The organism is Mycobacterium sp. 20KCMC460, assembly GCF_022179425.1.
Taxonomy (GTDB): domain Bacteria; phylum Actinomycetota; class Actinomycetes; order Mycobacteriales; family Mycobacteriaceae; genus Mycobacterium; species Mycobacterium kiyosense.
Window position 1 is genome coordinate 1,110,989 of record NZ_AP025524.1, and the last position, 25,815, is coordinate 1,136,803.

The window sequence follows — 25,815 nt, forward strand, 5'->3', positions numbered from 1 at the left end:
GCCCGGTCCCTCACGAGGGGGCCGGGTTTTTTCGTCGGCCTTGTAGGTTCGCAGTGTGGCACTTCCGACTCCGACACCAAGCAGCACCGCCGTCGTCACGGGCGCATCATCAGGCATCGGCGCCGACATCGCACGTGAGCTCGCCGGCCGCGGCCACGGCGTCACGCTCGTCGCCCGTCGCGAGGACAAGCTGCGGGCACTCGCCGAGGAACTCGCCGCCCGCGGCGGCAACGTCGAGGTGGCAGCCTGCGACATCGCAGACCCGCACGCCCGCGCCGGCCTGTTCGACGAGATCGGCGGGCGCGGCCTGACCGTCGACATCCTGGTCAACAACGCCGGCATCGGCACCATTGGGGCGGTGGCGAAAACCGACGTCGACAAGGAGACCGCTCAGGTCCGGCTCAACGTCGAGGCCCTCGTCGACCTCACCACCCGCGCCGTCCAGCAGATGGTGCCGCGCGGCCGCGGAGCGATCCTCAATGTCGGGTCCACCGCCGGCTTTCACCCCTTCCCCGGTCAGGTGTGCTACTCGGCCACCAAGGCGTTCGTGCATACCTATACCGAGGGCCTGCGCGGCGAATTGGCCGGCACCGGTGTCACCGTCGCGCTGCTGTGCCCCGGGCCGGTGCGCACCGAGTTCCTGGTGCGGGCGGGCATGGACGAACGCACCTTCGCCGACGCCTTCCCCAAGTTCATGTGGATGCCGTCCCGGGACGTGGCGCGGACCGGCGTCGACGCCCTCGACGGCGACCGCGGAACGGTCATCCCCGGACTGCCCAGCCGGCTCAGCACAAGGCTGTTCCAGTTCATGCCCCGGCGACTGTTGTTGCCGTTGCTGAACAGCCAGCACCCCGGCCTGAAACGGGACCGCTCGGCCTAGCCCGGCCAGCGCCGCATCCAGCCCTCCACCGGCAGCGCCAGGGCGTTGCACAGGGTGCAGATGGTGCGGTACCAGCCGACCGCGGTCAGCAACTCGATCCGTTGCTCGTCGGACAGGAAACCGCCCAGCGCCACCCAGGTGGCGTCCGTCCAGGAGCCGGTGCGCTCCAGTTCGTCGACTGCCTCGATCAGCGTCCGCTCGTCGGCACTCCAGCGCACGGCGCCGCCGGTGACCAGGGCGTCGCACTCGGTGTCACTGACGCCGGCGATCGGACCCCAGAACGCGGCTTGTCCACCCCACTCGTACCGGCAACCCAGCAACGCACAAATGCGCAGGATCGCGATGGTGCGGGTGCGCGGCGGCAGCAGCGCTGCCACGTACAGCGCCTCCCCGAGCTTGCGCAGCCGGGCGGCCAGCGCCGGATGGCGCTGCAGGCAGCGCACCAGCAGCAGCGGCTCATAGCTGCGGTCCGGATGCCCCCAGCTGTTGATACCGGCGGCGTCGTCCTCGCTCCACGGCGGAGCGAGTGGTTCGACGCGGCTCACGTGACCGGCAGGCTGAACACGACGCAGTCGTGCAGGCAGCCCTTGGCCGCGGACGGGTGGTCGGCGTTGCGGTGCAGCAGGGCTCGGGTGGGCGTGACTTCGCAGCGCACCGCGCCGGCGCCGGCCTCGCTGAGCTGGGCGCGGCCGTCGACGATCAACGAGTATCCGCCCGGCTCGGACGGCGGCCAGAGCAGCGTGACCCCGCCGCGGCGGGCCAGGTTGGTGCGGGTGCCGCCGCCGATCAGCCCGACGTCCAGGACGGTTCGGTCGCGCAGCACGGGTTCGACCGTCACGGTGTGCGCCCGATAGTCGTCGTCGACGGTGATCAGATAGGCGAACGGATAGTCCGACAGCGCGGCGGCCAGTCGGTCGAAGTCGACCTTCTTCGCGGTCTTACGGGTCATGGACCCTTACTACTCCGACCGCACCGGGAACTTGATGACCCGGTTCGCGCCGGCGGTGTCGCGGTCGATCTCGGGGTAGAAGTTCGACTTCGGGATGCTTGGTGTGCCCGGCCGCGCGGTCGGGTCGGTGGGCGGGCTGTAGAAGCCGGTCACGTTGCTGGCGCTGGCCCGCAGACCCGAATTGGCGGCCGCGCTGCTGGTCGGGTTGGCCGACACCGGGCTTGGGCCGGCGGAGTCCAGCGGGGCGGCCGGGGCAGGGGCCGCGGCGACGACCGGCGCGGCGCCGATTCCGGAGCTCAGTGCGCTCGCCAGACCGGTATGCAAGCCGCCGGTACCGGCCAGCGCCGAACCCAGCAGGCCCGAACCCAATGCTGCCGTTCCCAGGCCGCCGGTCGCGTAGTGCGCGGTGTTCGTCAACACGGCTTCGGCACCGCCCGGCACGCCGTTGTACATGCCCGACGCCCACGGGGTGAGACCGCCGGCGAAGCCGGTGGTGGCGCTTCCGGAGTTGCCGACGCCGGCGTTGAAGACTCCTGAGTTACCGATGCCGGCGTTGTCGACCCCAGAGTTGAAGAAACCGGTGTTCCCGGTGCCCGAGTTGCCGAACCCGACGTTGCCGCTGCCCGAGTTGAAGCCACCGAAGCCGACGTCGTGGTCACCGGTCAGCCCGAACCCGAAGTTCATGCTGCCGGTGTTGGCGAAGCCGAGGTTGTTGCTGCCGAAGTTGCCGAAACCGATGTTGCTGTTGCCGGTGTTGCCGATGCCGAAGTTGTAGCTGCCGGTGTTGCCGACGCCGATGTTGCCGCTACCGCTGTTGCCGCCGCCGACGTTGTAGTTGCCGGCGTTGTTGTTGCCGATATTGCCGAAGCCGCTGTTGCCGAAGCCGAAGTTGATGCCGTTCTTGCCGATGTCGATGCCGAGGTTGCGCAGCACCTGCTGCCACGGCGCCAGCTGCGAGGCGGCCATCGACGCGTCGAAGTGATAGTTAGCCATGGCGGCGACGTCGGCGGCCCACATCTGTTCGTAGGCGGATTCGGTGTCCATGATCGCGGGCCAGTTCATGCCGAAGAAGTTGGTGGACGCCAGCATCTGCACCAAGCCGCGGTTGGCGGCCACCACCGCCGGCTGCACGGTGGCCGCCACCGCCGCCTCGAACGCCGCCGCCGTCGCGGTGGCCTGCGCCGCGGCCTGGTCGGCTTGAACCGCGGCAGCGCTGAGCCATGCCATGTACTGCGTCGCGACTTCCATCATCGCCGCGGCCGACGGGCCCAGCCACGATGAGGTGGTCAGCTCTTGTGTGACAGCGGTGAACGAGGCCACCGAGGACGCCAGATCTTCGGCCAATCCGCCCCACGCCGAGGCAGCCGCCAGCAACGGTCCCGCGCCGGGACCGGCGAACATCAATGCCGAGTTGATCTCAGGCGGCAACCACGCGAAATGCGGGCTTGTCACCACCCAAACTTACCCGCCACATACTTTTGCCGTGGGCATATCGACTAACCGGTAGGCCCAATTCTCAGTCGCTTGACAGCAAGGTGTCAGGCCGGGACGGGCGCCGCTTGTCGCCCGCGTACCAGTTTGCCGGGGCGGGCCGAAGTGGGCACTCCGTTCTCGGCGATCACCTCGCCGGAAACCACCGTAGCGACGTACCCCTGCGCCGTCTGGTCCAGCCGGCGTCCACCGGCGGGCAGGTCGTAGGTGATGGTCGGTTTGTGCAGCCGCAGCCTCGCGTGGTCGATGACGTTGAGGTCGGCTTTGTAGCCGACGGCGATGCGGCCGCGGTCGGCCAGGCCGGCGATGCGCGCCGGCACCGACGTCAGTTCGCGGACCGCTTCGGGCACACTGAAGCGGCCCGTCGCGCGATCGCGCGCCCAGTGCGCCAGGAAGTACGTGGAGTAGCTGGCGTCGCAGATCATGCCGTAGTGCGCGCCGCCGTCGCCGAGCCCGAGCACCACGTCGTCGCGGTGCAGCAGTTCGCCCACGGTGTCCAGCGAGTTGTTCTGCAGGTTGCTGGTTGCGACCAGCAGCATGGCCCGGCCGTCCTCGTCGAGCATCCGGTCGTAGGCCTCCTCGATGGGCTCCACCCCGCGGGCCCGCGCCCGGGCCCCGATGCTTGTCGACATGTCCGGTTCGTAGCTGGGATTGTCGTCCAGCGGGAAGATCCAGTCCCACATCTGGGCGGCGTACAGGATCGGGTGACCCGCGCCGGGCTTGTCGGCCAGGATGCGGGCGCGCACTTCCGGCTTGCGCATTTCGGCGACGCGTTCGGCCAACGGCAGGTGCGCGATCTCGCGGTAGCTCGGGTAGAGCACGAACGGGTTGGCCGACAGCTGCAGCCCGATGATCAACCCGATGGGACGCGGCAGCAGCTGTGCGGTGACGCGGAGTTCGCCCGCGGCGCTGTTGGCCTTCTCGATCATGGTGATCGCCTCGGGCCAGGTGGGTTCGCCCGTGCTGGCGATCACCAGGGTGAAGGTCAGCGGCAGGCCGACGTCTTCGGCGACGTCGAAGACCGTCTGCAGGACGTGCTGATAACCCCTGGTCGGGATGTCGGGCACGAACTGCAGCAGCCCGCCGCCGCCGTCGACGACGCCGCGGGCGATCGCCTCGATCTCCTCGCGTCCCGCTTCGTAACTCGGAATCGGAGCGCCGCTTTCGGTTTTATGGATCATCAGCCGCGACGACGCGAAACCCAGCGCCCCGGCCTCGACGGCCTGCTTGGCCAGCGCGCGCATCCGGGCCAGATCCTCTTCGGTGGCGGGTTCGCGGTCGGCGCCGCGCTGGCCCATCACATACACCCGCAGCGGAGAGTGCGGCAGGTAGGCCGCGACGTCGATGTCCCGCCGTCGCGACTCCAGGGCGTCCAGGTATTCGGGGAAGGTCTCCCAGGTCCAGGGCAGGCCGTCGGTCATCACCACCCCGGGGATGTCCTCGACACCGGCCATCACGTCGACCAGCACGTCGTGGTCCTCCTGGCGGCACGGCGCGAACCCGACGCCGCAGTTGCCCATCACCACCGTGGTCACCCCGTGCGCCGAGGACGGCGTCAGCCGGTCCGACCAGATGGCCTGGCCGTCGTAGTGGGTGTGCAGGTCGACGAAGCCCGGCGTGACCAGCAGCCCCGTCGCATCGATCACCCGCGCCGCCGTGGCCCCCTCCGGCGGGCCGACCGCGGCGATCACGCCGTCCCGCACCGCGACATCACCGACGAACGGCTCACCCCCCGACCCGTCGACGATGGTGCCGTTGCGGAGGAGAAGGTCGTAGGTCATCTAAACAATCTACGACCCGTTCGGCGGGTGGTGCCAGAATCGCCGACGGCTCCGCCACGGGCCCCAACGGGAAGTCCACGTCGCATTCCACCCCGGCTACTTCGGTGCGTTCGTGCGTGATCCGCACGGCAACAACGTCGAAGCCGTCCGGCACGGCGCGACAGGGTAGCGTCGCCGCCATGGCAGCAAGCGACGAAGCGGCCCGGGAACTGCTCCGGGACGCGTTTACCCGGCTGATCGAACACGTCGACGAGCTCACCGACGGCCTGACCGACGAGGTCGCCGATTACCGGCCGACGCCCGAAGCGAACAGCATCGCGTGGCTGATCTGGCACAGTGCCCGCGTCCAGGACATCCAGCTGGCGCACGTCGCCGGCGTTGAGCAGGCGTGGACCGACTGGGTGGACCGGTTCGGGCTGGACTTGCCGCGCAATGACACCGGTTACGGGCACAGCGCGCAGGACGTGGCCAAGGTGCGCGCACCGGCCGATCTGCTGGCCGGCTACTACCGCGCCGTGCATCGGCTGACGCTCGAGTACGTGGCGACGGTGACCGCCGACGAACTCGCCCGTGTCGTCGACACCAACTGGGATCCGCCGGTGACCGCCAGCGCTCGGCTGGTCAGCATCATCGACGACTGCGCACAACATCTGGGCCAGGCCGCCTACCTGCGGGGCATGCAGCAGTAGGAGTCAGTCGTGCGATTGCTGGCCGGGCTCGTCAAGGCGTTGTGCTGGCTGCTGGCCACCCTGGCGCTGGCGGTGGCGGTACCGGCGGGCTGGGCGCAGGCCGACATCGTGGACGAGGACGGCTACGCGCGGCTGGCCGAGCGGGCCGCCCGCGACCCGGCGCTGCAGGCGGCGATGGCATCCGAACTCACCACTCGGGCGGCGGCGCTGATCAACGAACACAGATTCCAGGTTGACAGTGCGACGGTGCACGACGTTGCCGCCGCGTTCACGGCCGGCCCATCGTTCCCGCCGCTGTTCGCCGAGACGAACCGCGCCGCGCATGCCTGGCTGTTCACCGCCCCGTCGTCCGGCGGCGAGCGATGGACGGTCGACGTGGCCCCGATGCTGCGGGAGACGTCGATTCGGCAATTGCTGAACTCCTACCACGTGCAGGTGCCCGACACGTTGCGGGTGCCGGTGACCGTCTCCGGGCCGGTGCACCAGGGCGAGTTGCATCGCGCGGCGGTGTGGGGCCCGTGGGTCAGCCTCGGCGCCGCACTGGGCTGCGTGGTGTTCGCGCTGATCACCCTCGCCGCCGCCCGCGGCCGGGGCCGTGCGCTCACCAGCCTCGGGGTGTCGGCGCTGCTCGTCGGTGCGGCGGGCTGGGCCGGGATCGAGATCGGCCGGGGCTATCTGAACGAGCAACTGAACCGGACGACCGGTGACATCCGCCGGATGGCCGACGTGCTGGTCGGTCATGCCGAAGACAGCCTGCACCGGTGGCTGAACGTGACGCTGGCCGCCGGCGCCGCACTGGTGGTGGTGGGGTTTCTTGTCGCGATGATCGGCGGCGTGCTGGGGAAATCCCGGCGCACCGGCTGATCAGCCCAGCGGCAGCTGCGCCAGGATCGCCCCAGTAGGCTGCGGCGACCCGCTGCCCGATTCCACCGTGAACGCCAGCGCGCTCGCACCACCCAGGTTGTCCAGCGTCGCCTTGGTGGACGGCGCCACGGCCGCGGCATCCATCGTTCCCGCCGAGGCCGGACCGTTGCTGCGCATCAGCCACATCTGGTAGACGGTGCCCGGTGCCGGCGGAGCCACGTTGTTCATCACCAGCACCCCCGCGTTGCGCTCGCGGGAGAACATCACCGTGGCCGTCCCGGTGCCCAACGTGCCCGACACCGTGCGCACGTCAGGTGCGGCCAGAACCTGCTCGGCGACGCTCGGTGTAAGGGACGGCCGGCTCAGCACCCCGACGCCGAACGCACCCAGACCCACCACGATTGCCGCTGCGGCTGCGAAAAGCGCTGTGCGCCAGCGTGATCGGCTCTCAGCGCGAGCCGGGGCGGCCAGCGCCAGCACCGCTGCGCGCAGCCGATCCGGCGGTTCGACGGCGTCGGCCGACGACAGTGCCGCCATCGTCTCGCGAACGGCGCGCACCTCGGCGGCGAACTCGGCCGCCAGCGCGGCGGGCGCGTCCGCGACCCGGGCGTCGATCTCGGCCCGCTCCGCGGCCGACAAGGCGTGCAGCGCGTAGGGGGTGGCCAGCTCGAGCAGGTCGAAGTCGTCCGGTTCGGTCATGACACGTCCAGGCAGCTGCGCAGGCCGCGCAGCGCGTCCCGCATGCGTGACTTGATGGTGGACAGGTTAGCGGCCAACCGCTGCGACACCTCGGCGTAGGTGAGCCCGCCGTAGTAGGCCATCTCGATGCACTGGCGCTGGGCGTCGGTCAACGCGTCCAGGCAGCGGATCACCCGGCGGCGTTCGTCGCCGGCGATCGCCGAATCGGCGACGACGTCCGCGGCGGGGTCGACATTGGCTGCCCCGTAACGGGATTCGCGTTGTGTGCCGGCCTGCTCGCTGCGCACCCGGTCGACCGCCCGGCGGTGCGTCATGGTCATCAGCCAGGCCAGCGCGGAACCCCTGGCGGCGTCGAAGCCGGCCGCGGTCCGCCACACCTCGAGGTAGATCTCCTGGGTGGTCTCTTCGCTGTAGCCGGTATCCCGCAACACCCTGGTCACCAGTCCGTACACCCGGCTCTTGGTCTGGTCGTAGAAGTCGGCGAATGCCGCGTTGTCGCCGTCGGCGATCCGGCGCAGCAAGGCGTCCAGGTCGCGAGCCTGTTGCGGTGCGGTCATCGTCGGTAGCCTAACGCCAGGTCGCGTCCGCGCGAGCGGCCCGGCCATCACCCGGGCGCCCGGGTACGAATCAAGCAGTGCACCTTGGGTATTCGGAGTCCCAGGTCGGCCGGACGGGTACCTGTCTCAGCGTTCGCTGCTGAGCGCCATCGGCCGGGTCTGCTCGTCGGCGCGCAGCAGCGCGGGACTGCGCGCCGGACGTGTCCGCACCCGCAGCGGCCACCAGAACCAACGGCCCAGCAGTGCGGCGATCGACGGCGTCATGAACGCTCGCACGATCAGCGTGTCGAACAGCAGACCCAAACCGATGGTGGTGCCGACCTGGCCGATCATCCGTGCGTCGCCGATGATCATCGAGGCCATGGTGAACGCGAACACCAGGCCCGCGTTGGTCACGACCTTCCCGGTGCCGCCCATCGACCGGATGATGCCGGTGTTCAGGCCGGCGTGTATCTCCTGTTTGAAGCGGGACACCAGCAGCAGGTTGTAGTCCGATCCGACCGCCAGCAGCACGATGACCGACATCGCGATCACCAGCCAGTGCAGGGGAATGCCGAGGATGTGCTGCCAGACCAGCACCGACAGTCCGAAGGAGGCGCCCAGCGACAGCGCGACCGTGCCGACGATCACGGCGGCCGCGACGAAGGCCCGGGTGATGATCAGCATGATGATGAAGATCAGGCACAGCGAGGAGACGCCGGCGATCACCAGGTCCCATTTGGCGCCGTCGGAAATGTCCTTGAACACCGCCCCGGTGCCGGCCAGGTAGATCTTGGCGTCCTCCAGCGGGGTGCCTTTGAGTGCCTCCTCGGCCGCGGTGTGGATCTTGTCGATGCTGGCGATGCCCTCGTCGGAGGCGGGGTCACCGCGGTGCAGGATGATGAACCGCGCCGCGCGCCCGTCGGCGGACAGGAAGTTCTTCATGGCGCGCTTGAAGTCGGCGTTCTTGAACACCTCGGGCGGCAGGTAGAACGAGTCGTCGTTCTTGGCGGCATCGAACGCATGGCCCATCGCCGTCGCGTTCTCGCTCATCTCGTCCATCTGGTCGAAGATCCCCGACATGGTGCTGTGCATCGTCAGCATCATCGTGCGCATGCTGACCATGGTTTCGATCATCGGCGGGAAGGTGGCGATCATCTGGGGCATCAGCGTGTCCAGTTGCTTGATGTCGCCGACCAGCACGTCCAGTTTCTCGGTCAGCTGGTCGATGCCGTCCAGCGCGTCGAAGATCGAGCGCATCGTGAAGCACACCGGGATGTCGAAACAGTGCTTCTCCCAATAGAAGTAGGAACGGATCGGCCGGAAGAAGTCGTCGAAGTTGGCGATCTTGTCGCGCAGGTCGTTGGTGATCTGCTGCATCTCCTCGGTGTCGCCCACCATCTTGTGGGTGACACCGACGAGCTTGGTCATCAGCGCGTACATCTGCTGCATCAGGCCGATCGTCTTGGTCATCTCGTCGGCCTGTTTGAGCATGTCGTTCATCCGGTCGCGCTGGTACTTCATGGTCTGTACCTGGCCGGCGTTCTGCATGCTCATCTGGAACGGAATCGAGGTGTGGTCCATCGGCGTGCCGTCGGGCCGGGTGATCGCCTGCACCCGGGAGATTCCCGGCACCCGGAAGATGCCCTTGGCCAGCTTGTCCAGCACCAGGAAGTCCGCCGGGTTGCGCATGTCGTGATCGGACTCGATCATCAGGATCTCCGGCTTCATGCGGGCCTGGGAGAAGTGGCGATCGGCGACGGCGAAGCCGGTGTTGGCCGGGATGAACGCGGGCAGATAGGCGCGGTCGTCGTAGCTGGGTTTGTAGCCGGGCAGGGTGATCAGGCCGACGATGGCGATCGCCATGGTGACGGCCAGGATCGGCAGCGGCCAGCGCACCACGGCCGTTCCCACCTGGCGCCAGCCGCGCACTGACAACACCCGTTTAGGGTCGAACACCCCGAACTTGCCGGCGACCACCAGCACCGCCGGACCCAGCGTGAGTGCGACGAGGACCGCGACCAGCATGCCCACCGCGCAGGGGATGCCCAGTGTCTGGAAGTAGGGCATCCGGGCGAAGTGCAGGCAGAGGGTGGCGCCGGCGATGGTCAGCCCGGAGCCCAGGATCACGTGCGCGGTGCCGTGCCACATGGTGTAGAACGCTGTTTCGCGGTCCTCGCCCGCTTGGCGGGCCTCCTGATATCGGCCGATGATGAAGATGCCGTAGTCGGTGCCGGCCGCGATCGCCAGCGAAGTGAGCAGGCTGACGGCGAACGTGGACAGGCCGATGAGCCCGCTGTGACCGAGGATGGCCACGGTTCCCCGCGCGATGCTCAACTCGACGCCGACCGTGATGAGCAGCAGGAGCACGGTGAGGAAGGACCGGTAGATGAAGATCAGCATCGTGAAGATCACCACCACGGTGGTGATGGTGATCTTCGCCATGGATTTGTCGCCGCTGTCGTGCAGGTCGGCGGCCAGCGCCGACGCTCCGGTGACGTAGGCCTTGACCCCGGGCGGCGCCTTGATGCCGTCGACGATCTTGCGGACGGCCAGTACGGATTCGTTGGCCAGCGGTTCGCCCTGGTTGCCGGTGAGGATGACCTGGACCGTCACCGCCTTGGCGTCGTTGCTCTGGGCGCCCGCGGCGGTCAGCGGATCACCCCAGAAATCCTGGATGCTCAGGACGTGTTTCTTGTCGTCTCGCAGCTTGCGGACCATCTCGTCGTAATAGCGGTGCGCCTCGTCGCCGAGCGGTTTGTCGCTTTCCAGCACGATCATCGCGTAGCTGTCGGTCTCACCCTCGTTGAACGCCTTGCCGATGTGGCGCATCGCGACGAACGACGGCGCGTCTTTGGGGCTCAAAGAGACCGATCGCTCTTGCCCGACGACTTCCAGTGAGGGTACGAACAGGCTAAGCAGGATCACCACCCCGACCCAGAACAGGATGACCGGCACGGCCAGGGCGTGCAGCATGCGCGGGATGAACGGCCGGTGGCCGTTTTCGGCGGCGGCCGGGCCGTCGAAGCCGCGGGAGTAGGTGGTACTCACGCGGACTTCACCAGGCAGAAGGTGAAGGCGTTGACCGAGTTGGATATCCGCTCGGCCTTGACCACGTCGTCGACCAGGATCCGGCAGCCGATGCTGTCGCTATCGCCTTGTGCCACAAGGTTACTCACCATCGCCGCCTTGGTGGTGCTGATGTGTAGCGACCACGGCAGCCGCGCCCCGTCGACGCGTTGTGGGTCGGAGTTGACGTCGAAATAACTGATGTCCGCGACGGTACCCGGCGGTCCGAACACCTCGTAGGTGATGCGTTTGGGGTTGAACGGCTCGGGATTCTGCAGGTTGCTGTCCGCGTAGGACGGCCGCTTTTCCGAGCCGAAGTAACCGTGCACGCGGTACACGATGAAGGCGCCGACGGCCACCACCACCATGACGACCAACGGGATCCACACGCGCGACAGCAGCTTGAAAATCGCAAATCCCTTTCTCGGTCGTCATTTTCATGTCGTGGGTGGTCTGTGACCCGACGTGCTCGACCGCCCCGATGCCGTGGTGCGTCGCCGGGGACGGCCGTCCGGCAACCAAGGATTACCTAAGTAAAACATGTCGCCGTCGAGGGTCGAACAGCCGTTGCTCGCCGGCCGATCGGTCGGATGTCGGGGCCCGGTCGCTACTCCTTCTCCTCGCGCCAGATTGTAACGCATATCACGTGCGTAACGGGGGCTGTCGGACGGCCGCTACCTGCACAAATCACGCTCTGTGCGTTATGCAAATCACATCGTGTGCGTTATCCTCAGCCGGTGGCGCAACTCGCTTTCCGACGCGCCCGCACCGCGGAGAACAAGCGCCAACGTGCGGCGGCACTCGTCGAAGCCGCGCGCTCGCTGGCCCTCGAGACAGGAGTCGCCTCCGTCACGCTGACGGCCGTGGCCAGTCGGGCCGGCATCCACTACTCCGCGGTGCGCCGATACTTCACCTCGCATAAAGAGGTGTTGCTGCAGCTGGCCGTCGAAGGCTGGGCGCGGTGGTCCACAACGGTGTGCGAGAAATTGGCCGAGCCCGGCGAGATGACGCCCGCGCGGGTCGCCGAGACGCTGGCCAACGGATTGGCCAGCGACCCGCTGTTCTGCGACCTGCTGGCCAACCTGCACCTGCACCTCGAGCACGAAGTCCAGATCGAGCGGGTCGTGGAGAACAGGCGGGCCATCTCGGCCGCGGCGATCGCGCTGGCCGGCGCCGTCGAGCAGGCCCTGCCCGACCTCGGGCGCTCCGGGGCCTTCGACATGCTGATCGCCGCCTACTCGCTGGCCGCGGCGTTCTGGCAGATCGCCAATCCGCCCGAGCGGCTCTCCGACGTCTACGCCGAAGAGCCCGGGGCGCTTCCGCCGGAATGGAACATCGACTTCGATTCCGCGCTCACCCGGGTCCTCACCGCGACTTGCATCGGTTCGCTCGCGGGGTCCCGATGACAAGCGCATGGACGCGGCGGTCCGAACCCGGCAGGCCGACGGCGACGTCTCGGGCGGTGGCGAAGGCCTTGAGGCACAAGGTTTTTGTGCACTACGCCGAGATTTTTCGCCGATCGTGCATTAGGTTAGAGGACCTAAGTTGACAAATAGGCTAAGTAATTGGCGGCTCAGGTCACAGGTTAGGAACGCGCCCATGACGACGACCGAGCCAAGGACCGACCCGGCGGCGGCTCCGGAGTCGGCTGACGGCAGGAACGCCACCGCGACTCGCCAGGGGGCCGAGCGGCGCGGAGGTCTGTGGAGCCTCGTCACCCGGTTCTGGCTCATCCTCACCGTGCTGGCCGTCGTCGCGCTGTCGGGATTCGTCGTCCACCGCCTGCACGGCGTCTTCGGCGTTCGCAGCGGTTCGTTCGGTGGCGGCTCATCCGGAGACGTCATCGACCAGTTCAACCCCAAGACAATCACGCTCGAGGTCTGGGGTGCACCGGGCAGCACCGCCACCATCAACTACCTCGACGAAAACTCCCATCCCCAGCAGGCTCTTAACGTGCCCCTTCCGTGGAGGACAGAATTGAAGTCAACCAAGCCCGGAATCCCGGCCAACCTGATGGCGCAGGGAACCGGCAGCTGGATCGCCTGCCGGTTCCTGGTCAACAACAACGACGGGCGCGGTGACGTCGTCAAGGCGCCGAATCATTCGCCGCCCGACCAAACGGTGAATGCCTTCGTCTACTGCTTGGACAAGTCGGCGTGAGCGAGACCACCGAGGCTCCGCCTCCGCCGCGCGTCGAGCAACCGCTGATCCCGCCGTTCCTGCCGCGAATGATCCACCGGCTGGCGCTGCCGATCGTGCTCGTCTGGCTGGGCATCGTCTTCATCACCAACACCGTGGCCCCGCAGCTGGAAGTCGTCGCCAAGACGCACTCGGTGTCGATGAGTCCGACCGACGCAGCGTCCTTCCAGTCGATGATGCGCGTCGGGTCGACGTTCAAAGAGTTCGATTCCGACAACTCGGCCATGATCCTGCTGGAGGGCGACAAGCCGCTCGGCGCCGAGGCGCACAAGTACTACGACGAGATCGTCCGGCGCATCGAGCAAGACAAGAAACACGTTCAGCACGTCCAGGATTTCTGGAGCGATCCGCTGACCGCCGCGGGCTCCCAGAGCCACGACCAGAAGGCCGCATACGTTCAGGTCTACCTCGCCGGCAACATGGGCAGCGGCCAGGCGAGCGAGTCTTCCGAGGCCGTCCGCAAGATCGTGGACTCGGTGCCCGCGCCCCCGGGAATCAAGGCCTACGTCACCGGCGCGGGTCCGCTGTTCGCCGATCAATCCCACGCGGGTGAGAAGGGCGTCGCCGTGGTCACCCTCATCACCCTGGTGGTGATCGTGGTGATGCTGCTGTTCGTTTACCGGTCGGTGAGCACGGTTGCGATCATGCTGGCCATCGTGTTCATCGAGCTCGCCGCGGCCCGCGGCGTCGTCGCGACGCTGGGCAACTACGGGATCATGGGGCTGTCGACCTTCGCCAACAACATGCTGGTGCTGGTGGCGATCGCCGCGGGAACGGACTACGCGATCTTCGTCGTCGGCCGCTACCACGAGGCCCGTGGTCTGGGCGAATCCCGCGAAGAAGCGTTCTACACCATGTTCCACAGCACGGCGCATGTGGTGCTGGGATCCGGCCTGACGATCGCCGGCGCGATGTACTGTCTGAGCTTCTGCCGGCTGCCGTACTTCGAGTCGCTGGGGGTGCCGTGTGCCGTCGGCATTCTGGTGGCCGTTCTCGCGGCGCTGACCCTGGGTCCCGCGATGCTGACGGTGGCGTCGTTCTTCAAGCTGATGGATCCCAAACGCAAGCTGCAGACCCGGGGCTGGCGCCGCATCGGCACCGCAGTAGTCCGCTGGCCCGCACCGGTTCTCGCGGTGACGATCGCGGTTGCGCTGGTAGGTCTGCTCGCCCTGCCCGGGTACAAGACGGACTACGACAACCGGCACTATCTGCCGTCGGACACCCCGGCCCAGATCGGCTATGCGGCCGCCGACCGGCACTTCGACCAGGCTCGGCTCAATCCTGAGCTACTGATGATCGAAACCGATCACGACCTGCGCAACTCGGCCGACTTCCTGGTCCTGGACAAGGTCGCCAAGGCGGTTTTCCACGTCCCGGGCATCGGCCGCGTGCAGACCATCACCCGGCCGCTGGGCACCCCACTGGACCACAGCACCCTCGGTTTTCAGATGAGCGCTCAAGCCGCCGGACGCATCCAGACCCAGCACTATCAGGAGCAACAGGCGAACAATCTGCTCAGCCAGGCCGACGAGCTGCGCAAGACGATGGCAACCCTGCATCAGCAGATGCAGGTCACCCAGGACCTGAGCAATACGACGCACGAAACCACCCGGCTGACCAAGGAAACGGTGCAGATCACCGAGAAATTGCGCGACGACATCGCCACTTTCGACGACTTCTTCCGGCCGATTCGTAGCTACTTCTACTGGGAGAAACACTGCTACGACATTCCGATCTGCTGGGCGCTGCGGTCCATCTTCAATGCGCTGGACGGGATCGACCAGGTGGCGCAGAACATCGTTGCCCTCAGCGCGAACCTGGACAAGCTGGACCAGATTCAGCCCCAGCTCGTCGCGTTGATACCCCCGCAGATCGAGAGCCAGCAGCGCAATCTCGACACCATCATGTCGAACTATGCGACCACTGCGGGTCTCAACGACCAGGCGAGAGCGCAGTCCGACAACGCCACCGCCCAGGGGGACGCCTTCGACAGGGCGCGCAACGACGACACGTTCTACCTTCCGCCGGAAGCGTTCCAGAGCCCAGACTTCGCGCGGGGTCTCAAACAGTTCATCTCGCCGGACGGGCACGCTGTCCGGTTGATCATCTCCCATGAGGGCGACCCGGCGACGCCCGAAGGCATCAACCTCATCCAGCCGATCCAGCGGGCTGTCCACGAGGCGATCAAAGGCACGCCGTGGGAGGGCGCCAAGGTCTACCTCGGCGGTACCGCCGCCACGTACAAGGACATGCACGACGGGTCCAACATCGACCTGATGATCGCCGGAATATCCGCGGCCACACTGATTTTCATTATCATGCTGATCATCACCCGCAGCGTGGTGGCGGCGTTCGTGATCGTCGGCACCGTGTTGCTGTCGCTGGGCGCCTCGTTCGGTCTCTCGGTGCTGCTGTGGCAGTACATCCTCGGCTTCAAGCTGCACTGGATGGTGCTGGCGATGGCGATCATCCTGCTGCTCGCGGTCGGCTCGGACTACAACCTGTTGCTGATATCGCGGTTCAAGGAGGAAATCCGCGCCGGGCTGAAAACGGGGACGATCCGCGCGATGGCCGGCTCGGGCTCGGTGGTGACCTCGGCAGGTCTGGTGTTCGCCGCCACCATGGCCACCTTCATGTTCAGTCCGCTGCGGGTGATGGCCCAGGTGGGTACGACGATCGCGCTGGGCCTGTTGTTCGACACCTTGATCGTGCGGTCGTTCATGACACCGGCGCTGGCCACCCTGCTCGGGCGGTGGTTCTGGTGGCCGCAGCACGTGCGCCCGCGCCCGGCCAGCACCATGCTGCGACCGTACGGACCGCGTCGCGCGGTGCGCGAGCTGATTCTCAACGACGTCGACGAGCATCCGCCGGGCGGGCTGGTGCAAAAGCGCTAATACGCTGGTAGACAAGCGCATTAGCGAGTCCGAACACCGGCGAACACCGGTCGCTTCCCGGCCGCGCTACTGACTTCGCGGCCGCGGGGGTTTACCGTTGGCCTATGCCTCACGGTAAACCCAACATCCTGGTGATCTGGGGTGACGACATCGGGATCACCAACCTGAGTTGCTACAGCGACGGCCTGATGGGCTATCGCACGCCCAACATCGACCGCATCGCCACCGAGGGCATGCGCTTCACCGACTCCTACGGTGAACAGAGCTGCACGGCGGGGCGGGCGGCGTTCATCAGCGGGCAGAGCGTCTACCGCACCGGGATGAGCAAGGTCGGCGCGCCCGGGTTCGACATCGGTTGGGCCGCAGAGGATCCCACCATCGCAGAGTTGCTCAAGCCGCTAGGCTACGCCACCGGCCAGTTCGGCAAGAACCACTTCGGCGACCTGAACAAGTACCTGCCGACGGTGCACGGGTTCGACGAGTTCTTCGGCAACCTGTACCACCTCAACGCAGAGGAGGAGCCCGAGCAGTACGACTACCCGCACGCCGCCGAGTTCCCTCGTCTCTACCAAGCGGCGCTGCCCCGCGGGGTGCTGAATTGCCGGGCCACCGACACGGTGTCCACCGAGCCCGACCACCCGAAATTCGGGCCGGTCGGCAAGCAGACCATCGAGGACACCGGGCCGCTGAACACCAAGCGGATGGAAACCGTCGACGACGAGATCACCGCCCGCACCGTCGACTACATCAAACGTCAAAATGATTCGGGCACACCGTTTTTCGTGTGGATGAACACCACCCACATGCATCTGTACACGCACCCCAAACCGGAGAGCCGAGGCCAGGCCGGACTGTGGCAGTCGGCCTACCACGACACCATGATCGACCATGACCGCAACATCGGTCAGGTGCTGGACTGTCTCGACGAACTCGGCATCGCCGAAGACACCATCGTCCTCTACTCCACCGACAACGGGCCGCACCGCAACAGCTGGCCCGACTGCGGGACCACGCCGTTCCGCAGCGAGAAGAACACCAACTGGGAGGGCGCCTTCCGGGTGCCGGAGATGATCCGCTGGCCCGGCAAGATCAAGGCGGGATCGGTATCGAACGAGATCATCCAGCACCACGACTGGTTGCCGACGCTGCTGGCCGCCGCCGGCGATCCCGACATCAGCGAAAAGCTCAGAGCGGGCTACCGGGTGACGCTGCAGGGTGAGGAGAAGGAATTCCGCGTCCACATCGACGGTCTCAACCTGCTGCCGTACCTCACCGGCGAAGTCGAGACCAGCCCGCGGCGCGGGTTCTTCTACTTCTCCGACGACGGCGACCTGATCGCGATGCGGTTCGAGAGCTGGAAAGCGGTGTTCATGGAGCAGCGCCTGCCGGGCACCATGGGGATCTGGGCCGAACCGTTCATCGCGCTGCGGATGCCGAAGCTGTTCAACCTGCGCACCGATCCCTTCGAGTACGCCGACATCACGTCGAACACGTATTACGACTGGCTGATTCACCACGCGTATTTCATCTTCTACATGATCGCGATGGCCACCAAGTTCCTCGAAACGTTCAAAGAGTTCCCGCCCCGGCACCCGCCGGCCAGCTTCACCATCGATCAGGCCGTCGAAAAGCTCAATCAGTACCTGGCCGCCGACTAGCTGATGCTGGACTCCTGGAACGACGGTCCTGCGAAGGAGGCGATCACCGACTTCGTCCGGCGCGTCGCCACGCCGGACGGGCCCGACTTCGTGGCACCCGAGGGGCGGGTGGCGGTGTTCGACAACGACGGCACGCTGTGGTGCGAGAAGCCGGCCTATATTCAGCTTGATTTCCTGGTGCGCCGCCTGGCTGAGCAGGCGTCAGCCGACGAGGGTCGCTCGCTGCGCGACACTCAGCCCTACCGGGCCGCCGTCGACGGCGACCTGGCCTGGTTCGACGACGCCGTCACCAAGCACTACCGCGGCGACGATTCGGCGCTATCGGTGCTTGCCGAAACCATCCTGAGGGCTTTTGAGGGATTCACCGTCGAAGAGCACGCCGAACGGGTACGGCGATTCTTCGCCGATGCCATGCACCCCAGCCTGAACCGCCCGTACCGCGCGTGCGGATATGCGCCGATGGTGGAGTTGCTGCGTTTCCTGGAGGCCAATGCGTTCGCCACCTACATCGTCTCGGGCGGCGGGCGCGACTTCATGCGACCGGTGACGCCGCAGCTGTACGGATTGGCGCCCGAGCGAGTGATCGGCAGTTCGGTGGGTCTGGACTACCGGGACGGTCAGTTGCGGACGACGTCGCGGCCGGAATTCTTAGATGACGGCCCGGTCAAGCCGGTGCGGATCTGGGGACGCACCGGCCGGCGCCCGATCCTGGCGGTGGGAAACTCCAACGGCGACATCGAAATGCTCGAGTACGCGCACGGGAGCAGGCCGGCTCTGTGCATGCTGGTCTGCCACGACGACGCCGACCGCGAATTCGCCTACGCCGCGGGTGCGGAGCGTGCCGGGGACCTGGCCAGGGAGAAGGGATGGACCGTGGTCAGCATGCGCGGCGACTGGCGCACCGTCTTCGGCGACTGAGCTGGAATCTGAGCTATAGAACGGCGACGTCGCGCATGATGTCGCGCAGTTCGGCCACCGGCGCTCCGCAGGTCAGGCAGTAGGTGCCGGAGGTGCGTCGGAGCTGACCGACCTGGACCAGCACTTCGGCCTCGACGCGCCACAGGCAGGCGATGCAGAGGATCTCGACGGTGTTGCCGAACGGATCCAGGTGCGGGTGGTTGCATTCGTCGACTGCGTGCCGATGGACGACGTGGGTGGCCCGGTTGGTACACCCGCCGTCGGACTGGCAGGTGATCGTTTGCCAGTCGAGGGCCGCAATCGTGCCAGGGATCTCGTTGCCAGTCGTTTGGCTCATGCGTGACCTTCCAGCTTCCGGAACGCAGTCGCATCCGTACTTGCTGGTCTTGCGGATGTTCGGCTGGCCGGAAGTCCCATTATGGATACCTGAGGCCCGCCGCGGCAAGAGTCGAGCGGATGTATTTGGCTGCGGTCCGGTAGTTACGGCACCCTGAGGAAACCGTACTTTTGTGTTCCGTTTCCCATATTCCCCTGGGTGCGGGGTTTGAAACATCCCCTAAACGGTCACCATGAGGATCAATTTCGGCTACTCCGATCGGGGGAACGCGGACACCGCAACCGACCGACGGAACCTGTCCCCCGAGAGCGGTCTAGGGACCGCCGAACGGGTCGTTCACGCAGAACGCCACACACATTGCGTTGGCGGGAATGGACACCCATTGCAGCTGTCCGTCCGGCTGTCGGGCGCAGAAGATCGGTCCGGGATTTCCCCACACCTTTGCCCCCTCAGGCGAACACTGCTTGCCGAGGTCGGTATCGGCGTGCGCCGAACCGCTGCCGAGGGCAACCACGATCGGGGCGATCGCCGCGGCTAACGACAACCCGATGAACTTGCGCACGGCTAGCCCGCCCAGTTCCAGACCGACATGTCGCCGGGCGGGTATTGGTTGCACACGTCGGTGCCTTTGGCGACGACGCCCTTGTTGTTGAAGAAGATCTTCATGTGGTTGACCCACGCGAAAGTCAGCGGGTCGCCGTTGTAGAAGTTCTCGGAGTAGTCCCTGCGCTCCGCCGGCGTCAGCGAGTAGAACCAGTGCGCCTTGTTGATCGTCGCTTCCTGCAGGTTCGGGTGGTTGTTGAAGTCGATCATGTACCGCTGGTAGTACACCGGGCTGGTGTCGCGCACCGCCGCAAGATACTGCTCGGCGTCGCAGGTGGTGGCGATCTGCCGCCGCGGGATCGGGAAGTCTTCGGTCGAGTCCGCCGAGGCGGTCGCGGGGAACATGGCAGCGGCCAGACCGAGGAGCATAGCGAAAGCGCCTGTGCGCAGGCTGTTATTTAGCCGAGACATATCGATAACCGTAGCACTTTCCGCGCCGTGACGGGCGGCCGGGTAAAAATCTGTAGCTGATCTCACTACCCATCGCGATCAGGAATTATCACGTGCGACGGATCCGGCCGTAGCCCCGGCGGGGCCTGGCTGTAATCGCCGAACGGGCCGTCGCGGTGCTGCACCGCGGCGCGCACGCCCTGCGTCTGGGCGGTGCGGATGAACTCGAGCGCGTCCGGGGTGTTGCGCATCAGTCCGTCCAGGATGCCGCCCAACAGCTGGGTGGACGCCAAGCCCATGTTCTCGTAGGCCTGGTTGACGATCAGCTTCTGCGCCCGCAGCTGCGACAGCGGGATCTGCGCCAGCTCGGCCGCGATCTCGGCGACCCGGGCTTCCAGACGCTCGAACGGCACCGCCTCGTTGATCAGTTCGACCTCGGCGGCCTGCACGCCGGTCAGCGGCCGGCCGGTCAGCGAGTGCCACTTCACCTTCGCCAGGCTCAACCGGTACAACCACATCCCGGTCAGGTAGGCGCCCCACATCCGGCTGTAGGGGGTACCGATCACCGCGTCTTCGCTGGCGATCACGAGGTCGGCGCACAGCGCGTAGTCGCTGGCTCCGCCCACGCACCAGCCGTGCACCTGGGCGATCACCGGTTTGGAGGCACGCCAGATGGCCATGAACTTCTGCGTCGGCCCGGTCTCGCGGGCGCTGACCATGGCGAAGTCCTTGCCGGGATCCCACTGGCCGTCGGTCGTCATCGACTCACCCCAGTGCTGGAATCCGCCGCCGAAGTCGTAGCCGCCGGAGAAGGCCCGCCCGGCGCCGCGCAGCACGATCACCTTGATGCCATGGTCGCGTTCGGCCAGGCCGATCGCGGCTTCGATCTCGTCGGGCATGGGCGGAACGATGGTGTTGAGCTGCTCGGGCCGGTTCAGCGTGATCGTGGCTACCGGGCCGGCGGTCGTGTACAGCAGAGTCTGGAAGTCGGGCGTCGCAGCGGCAGGCATAGCCGAAGCGAAGTCGCTGCACGGCGCGGGTGTCAAGCGTGGGCGGCGCGGCGTTTGAGCGCCCAGCCGGTCAGGCCCGCGGCCACGATCACCACGGCAGCGGCCAGCAGGTAGGGCTGGTATTGCTGGAATCCGCGGTAGAGCGCTCCGATGTGGTCGCCGGCCAGGTACCCGGCGAACACCCAGACGAGGACCCACACCGCCGAGCCCAATGCGTTGTAGAGCAGATAGCGGCGCCACCGCATCCGCGCCAGCCCGGCCGCGATGCCGCTGGCCTGTCGCAGGCCGTCGACGAACCGCCCCAGCGGCACCACGAGGCCGCCGCGCCGCTCGAAGAAGCGTTCGGTCTTGGCCAGCCGATCCTCGGTGAGAAACACATAGCGCCCGAACCGCAGCACCAGCTCCCGCCCGCCGTACCGGCCGATCGCGTAACCGGCGTTGTCGCCGCCGACCGCCGCCAACAGCCCGACCAGCAGCACCAGGATCAGATTCAGATTGCCGGTACCCGCATACATTCCCGCGGTGATCAGCACGATCTGGCCGGGCAGTGGAATGCCCACGCCCTCCAGTCCGACCAGCACCAGCACCGCCGCATAGCCGTACTTGTCGAGGGTGGGTGCAAGCGACTGCAGGGCTGCGGGCAGCTGGGAGGACATTGGCTACTGGGTGCCCAAAGTCGCCACGCAATAGACGTATCGGGCGTCACAGGCCCACCGGAGTCGTCCGGGCAGGTCAAGCCGGACCCAGCATCCGCCACAAGAACGAGTACGTCAGCGCCGACTTGAACGCGAGCTGCTCGTTGTCGGCCGCGCCGCCGTGGCCGCCCTCGATGTTCTCGTAGTACCAGACCCGGTGGCCGGCGGCCTCGAGCGCGGCGGCCATCTTGCGGGCGTGGCCGGGATGTACCCGGTCGTCGCGGGTGGAGGTGGTCAGCAGGATCGGCGGGTACCGGCGGTCGGCCGAGATGTTCTGGTACGGCGAGTACTCGGAGATGAACGCCCAATCGTCGGGGTTGTCGGGGTCACCGTATTCGGCCACCCACGAGGCTCCGGCCAGCAACAGGTGATAGCGCTTCATGTCCAGCAGTGGCACGCTGCACACCAGGGCGCCGAACTTCTGCGGGTACTTGGTCAGCATGATCCCCATCAGCAGGCCGCCGTTGCTGCCGCCCTGGGCGCCGAGTTGTGCGACGGTGGTGATGCCGCGGTCCACCAGATCGTCGGCTACGGCCACGAAGTCTTCGGCCACCTTGTGCCGTCCCTCGCGCATCGCCTGGGTGTGCCAGCCCGGTCCGTACTCGCCGCCGCCCCGGATGTTGGCCAGCACGTAGGTGCCGCCGCGGGCCAGCCACAACCGGCCCAGCACACCGCTGTAGCCCGGGGTGTTGGCCGTCTCGAACCCGCCGTAGCCGTACAGCAGCGTGGGACCCGGGGTGTCGCGGTCGGCGGGCCGCACCAGGAAGTACGGTATCGGCGTCCCGTCCGCCGAGTTCGCGAAATGCTGTGAGACGGAGATGTTTTCGGCGTCGAAGAAGGCCGGCGCGGACTTGATCGGCTCGAGCTCCGCGGCCGCAGTACCGCGCAGCAGCCGCGACGGCGCGGTGAATCCGCTGGAGTCCAGGAAGAACTCGTCGCCGCTCTCGTCGGCGGTGACGATCACCGTGTTGGTCGACGGCGGCAGCCCGGCGACGGGTTCGCGGACCCAACTGCCCCGTCCCGAGGGCGGCGTGACGATCTCCACCCGGCTGGCCACATCGGCCAGCGAGACGATCAGCAGCCGATCGCGCGTCCAGGCGTACTGGTACAGGCAGGTGTGTTCGTCGGGTTCGAAAATTACCGCGAAATCTCTTGCGCCATCGAGGAATTGGTCGTAATCGGTGGCGAGCAGCGATCCGGCCCGGTAGGTCTTGTCCCCGACGGTCCAGTCGGTGCGCAGCTCGATCAGCAGCCACTCGCGGTGCACCGACATGCTGCTCACGTCGGAGGGCACCTCGATCGGAATCAGGTCCGCGCCGCGCAGCTCGTAGCGCTGCCGGTTCCAGAAGTCCAGGGAACGGGCAACGAAGGTGCGCTCGAAACCCGGGGTGCGATCGGTGGAACCGCCGACGCTGACATCGGTGGGCTCGCCTTCGAAAACCGTGTCGGCCTCGGACAATGGGGTGCCCCGACGCCAGCGCTTGACGATGCGCGGGTACCCCGATTCGGTCATCGAGCCGGGCCCGAAGTCGGTGCCTACCAGAACGGTGTCCGGGTCGTCCCAGCCGATCTGCGACTTGGCCTCCGGCAACGCGAAGCCGTCGGCGACGAACTCTCTTGTCACCATGTCGAATTCGCGGACCACCACGGCATCGGACCCGCCGGGGGAGAGGCTGATCAGGGCGCGGGTGAACTCGGGCTCGATCACCTCGGCGCCGGCCCACACCCAGTTCTTGTCGTCGGCGCGACCCAATGCGTCGACGTCGATGAGCACATCCCAGTGCGGTGTGTCGGTGCGGTAGCTCTCCAGCGTGGTGCGCCGCCACAGCCCGCGCGGATTGTCCGCGTCGCGCCAGAAGTCGTACAGGTGCTCCCCGCGCCGGCGGACGTAGGGAATACGGGCGTCGGTGTCGAGCACCTCGAGCGCCTCGGTGCGCATCCGCTCGAAGTCGCTCCCGCAGAACTCGGCCTTGGTGGGTTCGTTGCGTGCCCGCACCCAATCCAGTGCCTCGTCGCCGGTGACGTCTTCGAGCCAGAGGTACGGGTCGTGAGCAGCAGATGCCATGAAAGTCATTGTGGCCCCAGCGGTAGTGTGAGCTGTATTACATGAACGAGGAGAAGCGAATGCCTGTCTTTGCCCGCCCGGGTTCGTCCGGAGCGTTGATGTCCTACGAATCCCGGTACGGAAACTTCATCGGCGGCGAATGGGTGGCGCCCGCAGCCGGCCGGTACTTCGAAAACCCGACGCCGGTGACCGGTGAATCGTTCTGCGAAATCCCGCGTTCGGACGAAACCGACATCGAGAAGGCGCTTGACGCCGCCCACGGTGCCGCGCCGGCCTGGGGCAAGACTTCGCCGGCCGAGCGTGCGGCGATTCTGAACAAGATCGCCGACCGCATCGACGAGCACACGCCGGCGCTGGCGGTCGCCGAGGTGTGGGACAACGGCAAACCGATCCGGGAGGCCCTCGGTGCCGATATCCCGTTGGCCGCCGATCACTTCCGCTACTTCGCCGCCGCGATCCGCGCCCAGGAGGGTGCGCTGTCCCAGATCGACGAGGACACCGTGGCCTACCACTTCCACGAGCCGCTCGGCGTGGTGGGGCAGATTATCCCGTGGAACTTCCCGATCCTGATGGGCGCCTGGAAGCTGGCGCCGGCGCTGGCGGCCGGCAACGCGGTGGTGCTCAAGCCGGCCGAGCAGACCCCGGCCTCGATCCTGTACCTGATGTCGCTGATCGGTGACCTGCTGCCGCCGGGGGTGCTCAACGTCGTCAACGGCTTCGGCGCCGAGGCCGGCAAGCCGCTGGCTTCCAGCAACCGGATCGCCAAGGTCGCGTTCACCGGCGAGACCACCACCGGCCGGCTGATCATGCAGTACGCGTCGCAGAACCTGATCCCGGTCACGCTGGAGCTGGGCGGCAAGAGCCCCAACATCTTCTTTTCCGACGTGATGGCGGCCAACGACGACTTCCAGGACAAGGCCCTGGAAGGCTTCACCATGTTCGCCCTCAACCAGGGCGAGGTGTGCACCTGCCCGTCGCGCAGCCTGATCCAGTCCGACATCCACGACGAGTTCCTGGAACTGGCCGCCATCCGCACCAAGGCCGTGCGGCAAGGAGACCCGCTGGACTCGGAGACCATGCTGGGTTCGCAGGCCTCCAACGACCAGCTGGAAAAGATCCTGTCCTACATCGAGATCGGCAAGGCTGAGGGTGCCAAGCTGATCACCGGCGGGGAGCGCGCCGAGCTGGGCGGGGACCTGTCCGGCGGCTTCTACGTGCAGCCCACGATCTTCTCCGGCAACAACAAGATGCGGATCTTCCAGGAGGAGATCTTCGGCCCCGTCGTCGCGGTCACCCCGTTCGACAGCTACGCCGAGGCGATGGACATCGCCAACGACACGCTGTACGGCCTGGGCGCCGGAGTGTGGAGCCGCGACGGCAACACCGCCTACCGGGCCGGCCGGGAGATCAAGGCCGGCCGGGTCTGGGTGAACTGCTACCACGTGTATCCGCCGCACTCGGCGTTCGGTGGCTACAAGCAGTCCGGCTTCGGCCGCGAGGGCCACAAGATGGCGCTCGAGCACTACCAGCAGACCAAGAATCTGCTGGTGTCCTACTCCGACAAGGCGCTCGGGTTCTTCTGATGGACGCCGCCCCGCCGGGGGCGGTGATCACCACCCCCGCCGCCGAATTGCTGGCGCGGTTGCAGGACCGGCACGGTCCGGTGATGTTCCACCAGTCCGGCGGTTGCTGCGACGGCTCCTCGCCGATGTGTTACCCGCTCGGTGACTTCTTGGTCGGCGATCGCGACGTGTTGCTCAGTGTGCTCGACGTCGGTGCCGACGGGGTGCCGGTGTGGATCTCCGGTCCGCAGTACGAAGTCTGGAAACACACCCAGCTGGTCATCGACGTGGTGGCAGGCCGGGGCAGCGGGTTCAGCCTGGAAGCGCCGGAAGGCATCCGGTTCCTCAGCCGCGGCCGGGTGTATTCGGACACGGAAAGCGCACTGCGGCAAGGCGAGCCGGTGATCACGGGTGCGGCCTATGAGCGTGGCGAGCGGCCGCCGACTCGTGGTCATGTTGTGACCTGGAAACCCGAAGGGCGCGCCGCAAACGTGCCCGAACCCGGCAAGGCGACTCGCTAAGGTCG

The 25,815-nt window shown here is 66.9% G+C and carries 24 protein-coding genes and 1 pseudogene; 11 read left to right on the plus strand and 14 right to left on the minus strand.

Annotation, left to right across the window (positions count from 1 at the left end; genetic code table 11):
- The first annotated feature begins 55 nt into the window (after window positions 1-55).
- A complete protein-coding gene (locus MKCMC460_RS05085) occupies window positions 56-880 on the plus strand; it encodes an SDR family oxidoreductase (RefSeq protein ID WP_236980691.1) in 825 nt (274 codons plus the stop codon).
- Here MKCMC460_RS05085 and MKCMC460_RS05090 read toward each other — a convergent pair.
- The 4 genes from MKCMC460_RS05090 to MKCMC460_RS05105 form a co-directional block, all read right to left on the minus strand.
- On the minus strand, window positions 877-1,425 hold the full coding sequence (locus MKCMC460_RS05090; RefSeq protein WP_236980693.1) for a carboxymuconolactone decarboxylase family protein: 549 nt from the start codon (window positions 1,423-1,425) through the stop codon (window positions 877-879). The two genes, MKCMC460_RS05085 and MKCMC460_RS05090, sit on opposite strands and share 4 nt — an antisense overlap.
- Window positions 1,422-1,829 (minus strand): pyridoxamine 5'-phosphate oxidase family protein, encoded by a 408-nt coding sequence (locus tag MKCMC460_RS05095; protein ID WP_236980695.1) that lies wholly within the window; start codon window positions 1,827-1,829, stop codon window positions 1,422-1,424. The genes MKCMC460_RS05090 and MKCMC460_RS05095 overlap by 4 nt, the downstream gene beginning before the upstream one ends.
- Before the next feature lie 9 nt (window positions 1,830-1,838).
- Window positions 1,839-3,281 carry a PPE family protein gene (locus MKCMC460_RS05100; RefSeq protein WP_236980697.1) on the minus strand — a complete coding sequence of 481 codons (1,443 nt, stop codon included), beginning with the start codon at window positions 3,279-3,281 and terminating at the stop codon, window positions 1,839-1,841.
- 86 nt (window positions 3,282-3,367) lie between these two features.
- Window positions 3,368-5,101 (minus strand): amidohydrolase family protein, encoded by a 1,734-nt coding sequence (locus tag MKCMC460_RS05105; protein WP_238305371.1) that lies wholly within the window; start codon window positions 5,099-5,101, stop codon window positions 3,368-3,370.
- An 85-nt stretch (window positions 5,102-5,186) separates the two neighbouring features.
- Here MKCMC460_RS05105 and MKCMC460_RS05110 point away from each other — a divergent pair.
- The 3 genes and pseudogenes from MKCMC460_RS05110 to MKCMC460_RS05120 all read left to right on the plus strand — a co-directional run.
- Window positions 5,187-5,270, plus strand: a pseudogene (locus tag MKCMC460_RS05110) (VOC family protein); the annotation flags it as partial.
- Between the two features lie 10 nt (window positions 5,271-5,280).
- A complete protein-coding gene (locus MKCMC460_RS05115; protein ID WP_236980698.1) occupies window positions 5,281-5,790 on the plus strand; it encodes a mycothiol transferase in 510 nt (169 codons plus the stop codon).
- 9 nt (window positions 5,791-5,799) lie between these two features.
- Window positions 5,800-6,654: a hypothetical protein gene (locus MKCMC460_RS05120; protein WP_236980700.1), complete on the plus strand. Its 855-nt coding sequence runs from the start codon at window positions 5,800-5,802 to the stop codon at window positions 6,652-6,654.
- On the opposite strand, the gene MKCMC460_RS05125 is transcribed toward MKCMC460_RS05120, so the two are convergent.
- The 4 genes from MKCMC460_RS05125 to MKCMC460_RS05140 form a co-directional block, all read right to left on the minus strand.
- Window positions 6,655-7,353: an anti-sigma factor gene (locus MKCMC460_RS05125; protein WP_236980702.1), complete on the minus strand. Its 699-nt coding sequence runs from the start codon at window positions 7,351-7,353 to the stop codon at window positions 6,655-6,657.
- Window positions 7,350-7,910 carry a sigma-70 family RNA polymerase sigma factor gene (locus MKCMC460_RS05130; protein WP_236980704.1) on the minus strand — a complete coding sequence of 187 codons (561 nt, stop codon included), beginning with the start codon at window positions 7,908-7,910 and terminating at the stop codon, window positions 7,350-7,352. The genes MKCMC460_RS05125 and MKCMC460_RS05130 overlap by 4 nt, the downstream gene beginning before the upstream one ends.
- A 126-nt stretch (window positions 7,911-8,036) precedes the next feature.
- Window positions 8,037-10,865, minus strand: coding sequence for an RND family transporter (locus MKCMC460_RS05135; RefSeq protein WP_236983759.1), 2,829 nt, complete (start codon window positions 10,863-10,865; stop codon window positions 8,037-8,039).
- A 71-nt stretch (window positions 10,866-10,936) separates the two neighbouring features.
- Window positions 10,937-11,326, minus strand: a complete 390-nt coding sequence (locus tag MKCMC460_RS05140) for an MmpS family protein (protein ID WP_236983761.1) — start codon at window positions 11,324-11,326, stop codon at window positions 10,937-10,939.
- A 351-nt stretch (window positions 11,327-11,677) separates the two neighbouring features.
- On the opposite strand from MKCMC460_RS05140, the gene MKCMC460_RS05145 reads away from it, so the two are divergent.
- The 5 genes from MKCMC460_RS05145 (at window position 11,678) to MKCMC460_RS05165 (ending at window position 18,627) form a co-directional block, all read left to right on the plus strand.
- Complete coding sequence (locus MKCMC460_RS05145) at window positions 11,678-12,364, plus strand: TetR family transcriptional regulator (protein WP_236980706.1); 687 nt, start codon at window positions 11,678-11,680, stop codon at window positions 12,362-12,364.
- Window positions 12,365-12,557: 193 nt separating this feature from the next.
- Window positions 12,558-13,118 carry an MmpS family transport accessory protein gene (locus MKCMC460_RS05150; protein ID WP_236980708.1) on the plus strand — a complete coding sequence of 187 codons (561 nt, stop codon included), beginning with the start codon at window positions 12,558-12,560 and terminating at the stop codon, window positions 13,116-13,118.
- 68 nt (window positions 13,119-13,186) lie between these two features.
- Window positions 13,187-16,051 carry an RND family transporter gene (locus MKCMC460_RS05155; RefSeq protein ID WP_238305956.1) on the plus strand — a complete coding sequence of 955 codons (2,865 nt, stop codon included), beginning with the start codon at window positions 13,187-13,189 and terminating at the stop codon, window positions 16,049-16,051.
- A 104-nt stretch (window positions 16,052-16,155) separates the two neighbouring features.
- Window positions 16,156-17,709 (plus strand): arylsulfatase, encoded by a 1,554-nt coding sequence (locus MKCMC460_RS05160; RefSeq protein ID WP_238305372.1) that lies wholly within the window; start codon window positions 16,156-16,158, stop codon window positions 17,707-17,709.
- A 3-nt stretch (window positions 17,710-17,712) separates the two neighbouring features.
- Complete coding sequence (locus MKCMC460_RS05165; RefSeq protein ID WP_236980710.1) at window positions 17,713-18,627, plus strand: HAD family phosphatase; 915 nt, start codon at window positions 17,713-17,715, stop codon at window positions 18,625-18,627.
- Between the two features lie 13 nt (window positions 18,628-18,640).
- On the opposite strand, the gene MKCMC460_RS05170 is transcribed toward MKCMC460_RS05165, so the two are convergent.
- The 6 genes from MKCMC460_RS05170 to MKCMC460_RS05195 form a co-directional block, all read right to left on the minus strand.
- Window positions 18,641-18,964: a hypothetical protein gene (locus MKCMC460_RS05170; protein WP_236980712.1), complete on the minus strand. Its 324-nt coding sequence runs from the start codon at window positions 18,962-18,964 to the stop codon at window positions 18,641-18,643.
- 313 nt (window positions 18,965-19,277) lie between these two features.
- Window positions 19,278-19,526: a hypothetical protein gene (locus MKCMC460_RS05175; protein WP_236980714.1), complete on the minus strand. Its 249-nt coding sequence runs from the start codon at window positions 19,524-19,526 to the stop codon at window positions 19,278-19,280.
- A 2-nt stretch (window positions 19,527-19,528) separates the two neighbouring features.
- Window positions 19,529-19,978, minus strand: a complete 450-nt coding sequence (locus MKCMC460_RS05180) for a DUF5078 domain-containing protein (RefSeq protein ID WP_236980716.1) — start codon at window positions 19,976-19,978, stop codon at window positions 19,529-19,531.
- Between the two features lie 65 nt (window positions 19,979-20,043).
- The gene (locus MKCMC460_RS05185; protein ID WP_236980718.1) at window positions 20,044-20,967 is read right to left on the minus strand and encodes a crotonase/enoyl-CoA hydratase family protein; all 924 of its coding nucleotides are present in this window, start codon (window positions 20,965-20,967) and stop codon (window positions 20,044-20,046) included.
- 32 nt (window positions 20,968-20,999) lie between these two features.
- Window positions 21,000-21,623, minus strand: coding sequence for a DedA family protein (locus tag MKCMC460_RS05190; RefSeq protein ID WP_236980720.1), 624 nt, complete (start codon window positions 21,621-21,623; stop codon window positions 21,000-21,002).
- 76 nt (window positions 21,624-21,699) lie between these two features.
- On the minus strand, window positions 21,700-23,736 hold the full coding sequence (locus MKCMC460_RS05195) for a prolyl oligopeptidase family protein (RefSeq protein ID WP_236980722.1): 2,037 nt from the start codon (window positions 23,734-23,736) through the stop codon (window positions 21,700-21,702).
- 50 nt (window positions 23,737-23,786) lie between these two features.
- Between MKCMC460_RS05195 and MKCMC460_RS05200 the strand changes: the two genes are divergently transcribed.
- On the plus strand, window positions 23,787-25,310 hold the full coding sequence (locus MKCMC460_RS05200; protein ID WP_238305373.1) for an aldehyde dehydrogenase family protein: 1,524 nt from the start codon (window positions 23,787-23,789) through the stop codon (window positions 25,308-25,310).
- Complete coding sequence (locus MKCMC460_RS05205) at window positions 25,310-25,810, plus strand: DUF779 domain-containing protein (RefSeq protein ID WP_236980726.1); 501 nt, start codon at window positions 25,310-25,312, stop codon at window positions 25,808-25,810. Before MKCMC460_RS05200 ends, MKCMC460_RS05205 begins: the two co-directional genes overlap by 1 nt.
- Window positions 25,811-25,815 lie beyond the last annotated feature (5 nt).

What these genes read in the sequence shown, in the direction of transcription:
- MKCMC460_RS05095 (WP_236980695.1), bottom strand. Translation starts at nt 1,829, where the DNA reads ATGACCCGTAAGACCGCGAAGAAGGTCGACTTCGACCGACTGGCCGCC.
- MKCMC460_RS05105 (WP_238305371.1), bottom strand. Translation starts at nt 5,101, where the DNA reads ATGACCTACGACCTTCTCCTCCGCAACGGCACCATCGTCGACGGGTCG.
- MKCMC460_RS05115 (WP_236980698.1), top strand. Translation starts at nt 5,281, where the DNA reads ATGGCAGCAAGCGACGAAGCGGCCCGGGAACTGCTCCGGGACGCGTTT.
- MKCMC460_RS05125 (WP_236980702.1), bottom strand. Translation starts at nt 7,353, where the DNA reads ATGACCGAACCGGACGACTTCGACCTGCTCGAGCTGGCCACCCCCTAC.
- MKCMC460_RS05130 (WP_236980704.1), bottom strand. Translation starts at nt 7,910, where the DNA reads ATGACCGCACCGCAACAGGCTCGCGACCTGGACGCCTTGCTGCGCCGG.
- MKCMC460_RS05135 (WP_236983759.1), bottom strand. Translation starts at nt 10,865, where the DNA reads ATGCTGCACGCCCTGGCCGTGCCGGTCATCCTGTTCTGGGTCGGGGTG.
- MKCMC460_RS05140 (WP_236983761.1), bottom strand. Translation starts at nt 11,326, where the DNA reads ATGGTGGTGGTGGCCGTCGGCGCCTTCATCGTGTACCGCGTGCACGGT.
- MKCMC460_RS05150 (WP_236980708.1), top strand. Translation starts at nt 12,558, where the DNA reads ATGACGACGACCGAGCCAAGGACCGACCCGGCGGCGGCTCCGGAGTCG.
- MKCMC460_RS05155 (WP_238305956.1), top strand. Translation starts at nt 13,187, where the DNA reads ATGATCCACCGGCTGGCGCTGCCGATCGTGCTCGTCTGGCTGGGCATC.
- MKCMC460_RS05160 (WP_238305372.1), top strand. Translation starts at nt 16,156, where the DNA reads ATGCCTCACGGTAAACCCAACATCCTGGTGATCTGGGGTGACGACATC.
- MKCMC460_RS05165 (WP_236980710.1), top strand. Translation starts at nt 17,713, where the DNA reads ATGCTGGACTCCTGGAACGACGGTCCTGCGAAGGAGGCGATCACCGAC.
- MKCMC460_RS05170 (WP_236980712.1), bottom strand. Translation starts at nt 18,964, where the DNA reads ATGAGCCAAACGACTGGCAACGAGATCCCTGGCACGATTGCGGCCCTC.
- MKCMC460_RS05180 (WP_236980716.1), bottom strand. Translation starts at nt 19,978, where the DNA reads ATGTCTCGGCTAAATAACAGCCTGCGCACAGGCGCTTTCGCTATGCTC.
- MKCMC460_RS05185 (WP_236980718.1), bottom strand. Translation starts at nt 20,967, where the DNA reads ATGCCTGCCGCTGCGACGCCCGACTTCCAGACTCTGCTGTACACGACC.
- MKCMC460_RS05190 (WP_236980720.1), bottom strand. Translation starts at nt 21,623, where the DNA reads ATGTCCTCCCAGCTGCCCGCAGCCCTGCAGTCGCTTGCACCCACCCTC.
- MKCMC460_RS05195 (WP_236980722.1), bottom strand. Translation starts at nt 23,736, where the DNA reads ATGACTTTCATGGCATCTGCTGCTCACGACCCGTACCTCTGGCTCGAA.
- MKCMC460_RS05200 (WP_238305373.1), top strand. Translation starts at nt 23,787, where the DNA reads ATGCCTGTCTTTGCCCGCCCGGGTTCGTCCGGAGCGTTGATGTCCTAC.
- MKCMC460_RS05205 (WP_236980726.1), top strand. Translation starts at nt 25,310, where the DNA reads ATGGACGCCGCCCCGCCGGGGGCGGTGATCACCACCCCCGCCGCCGAA.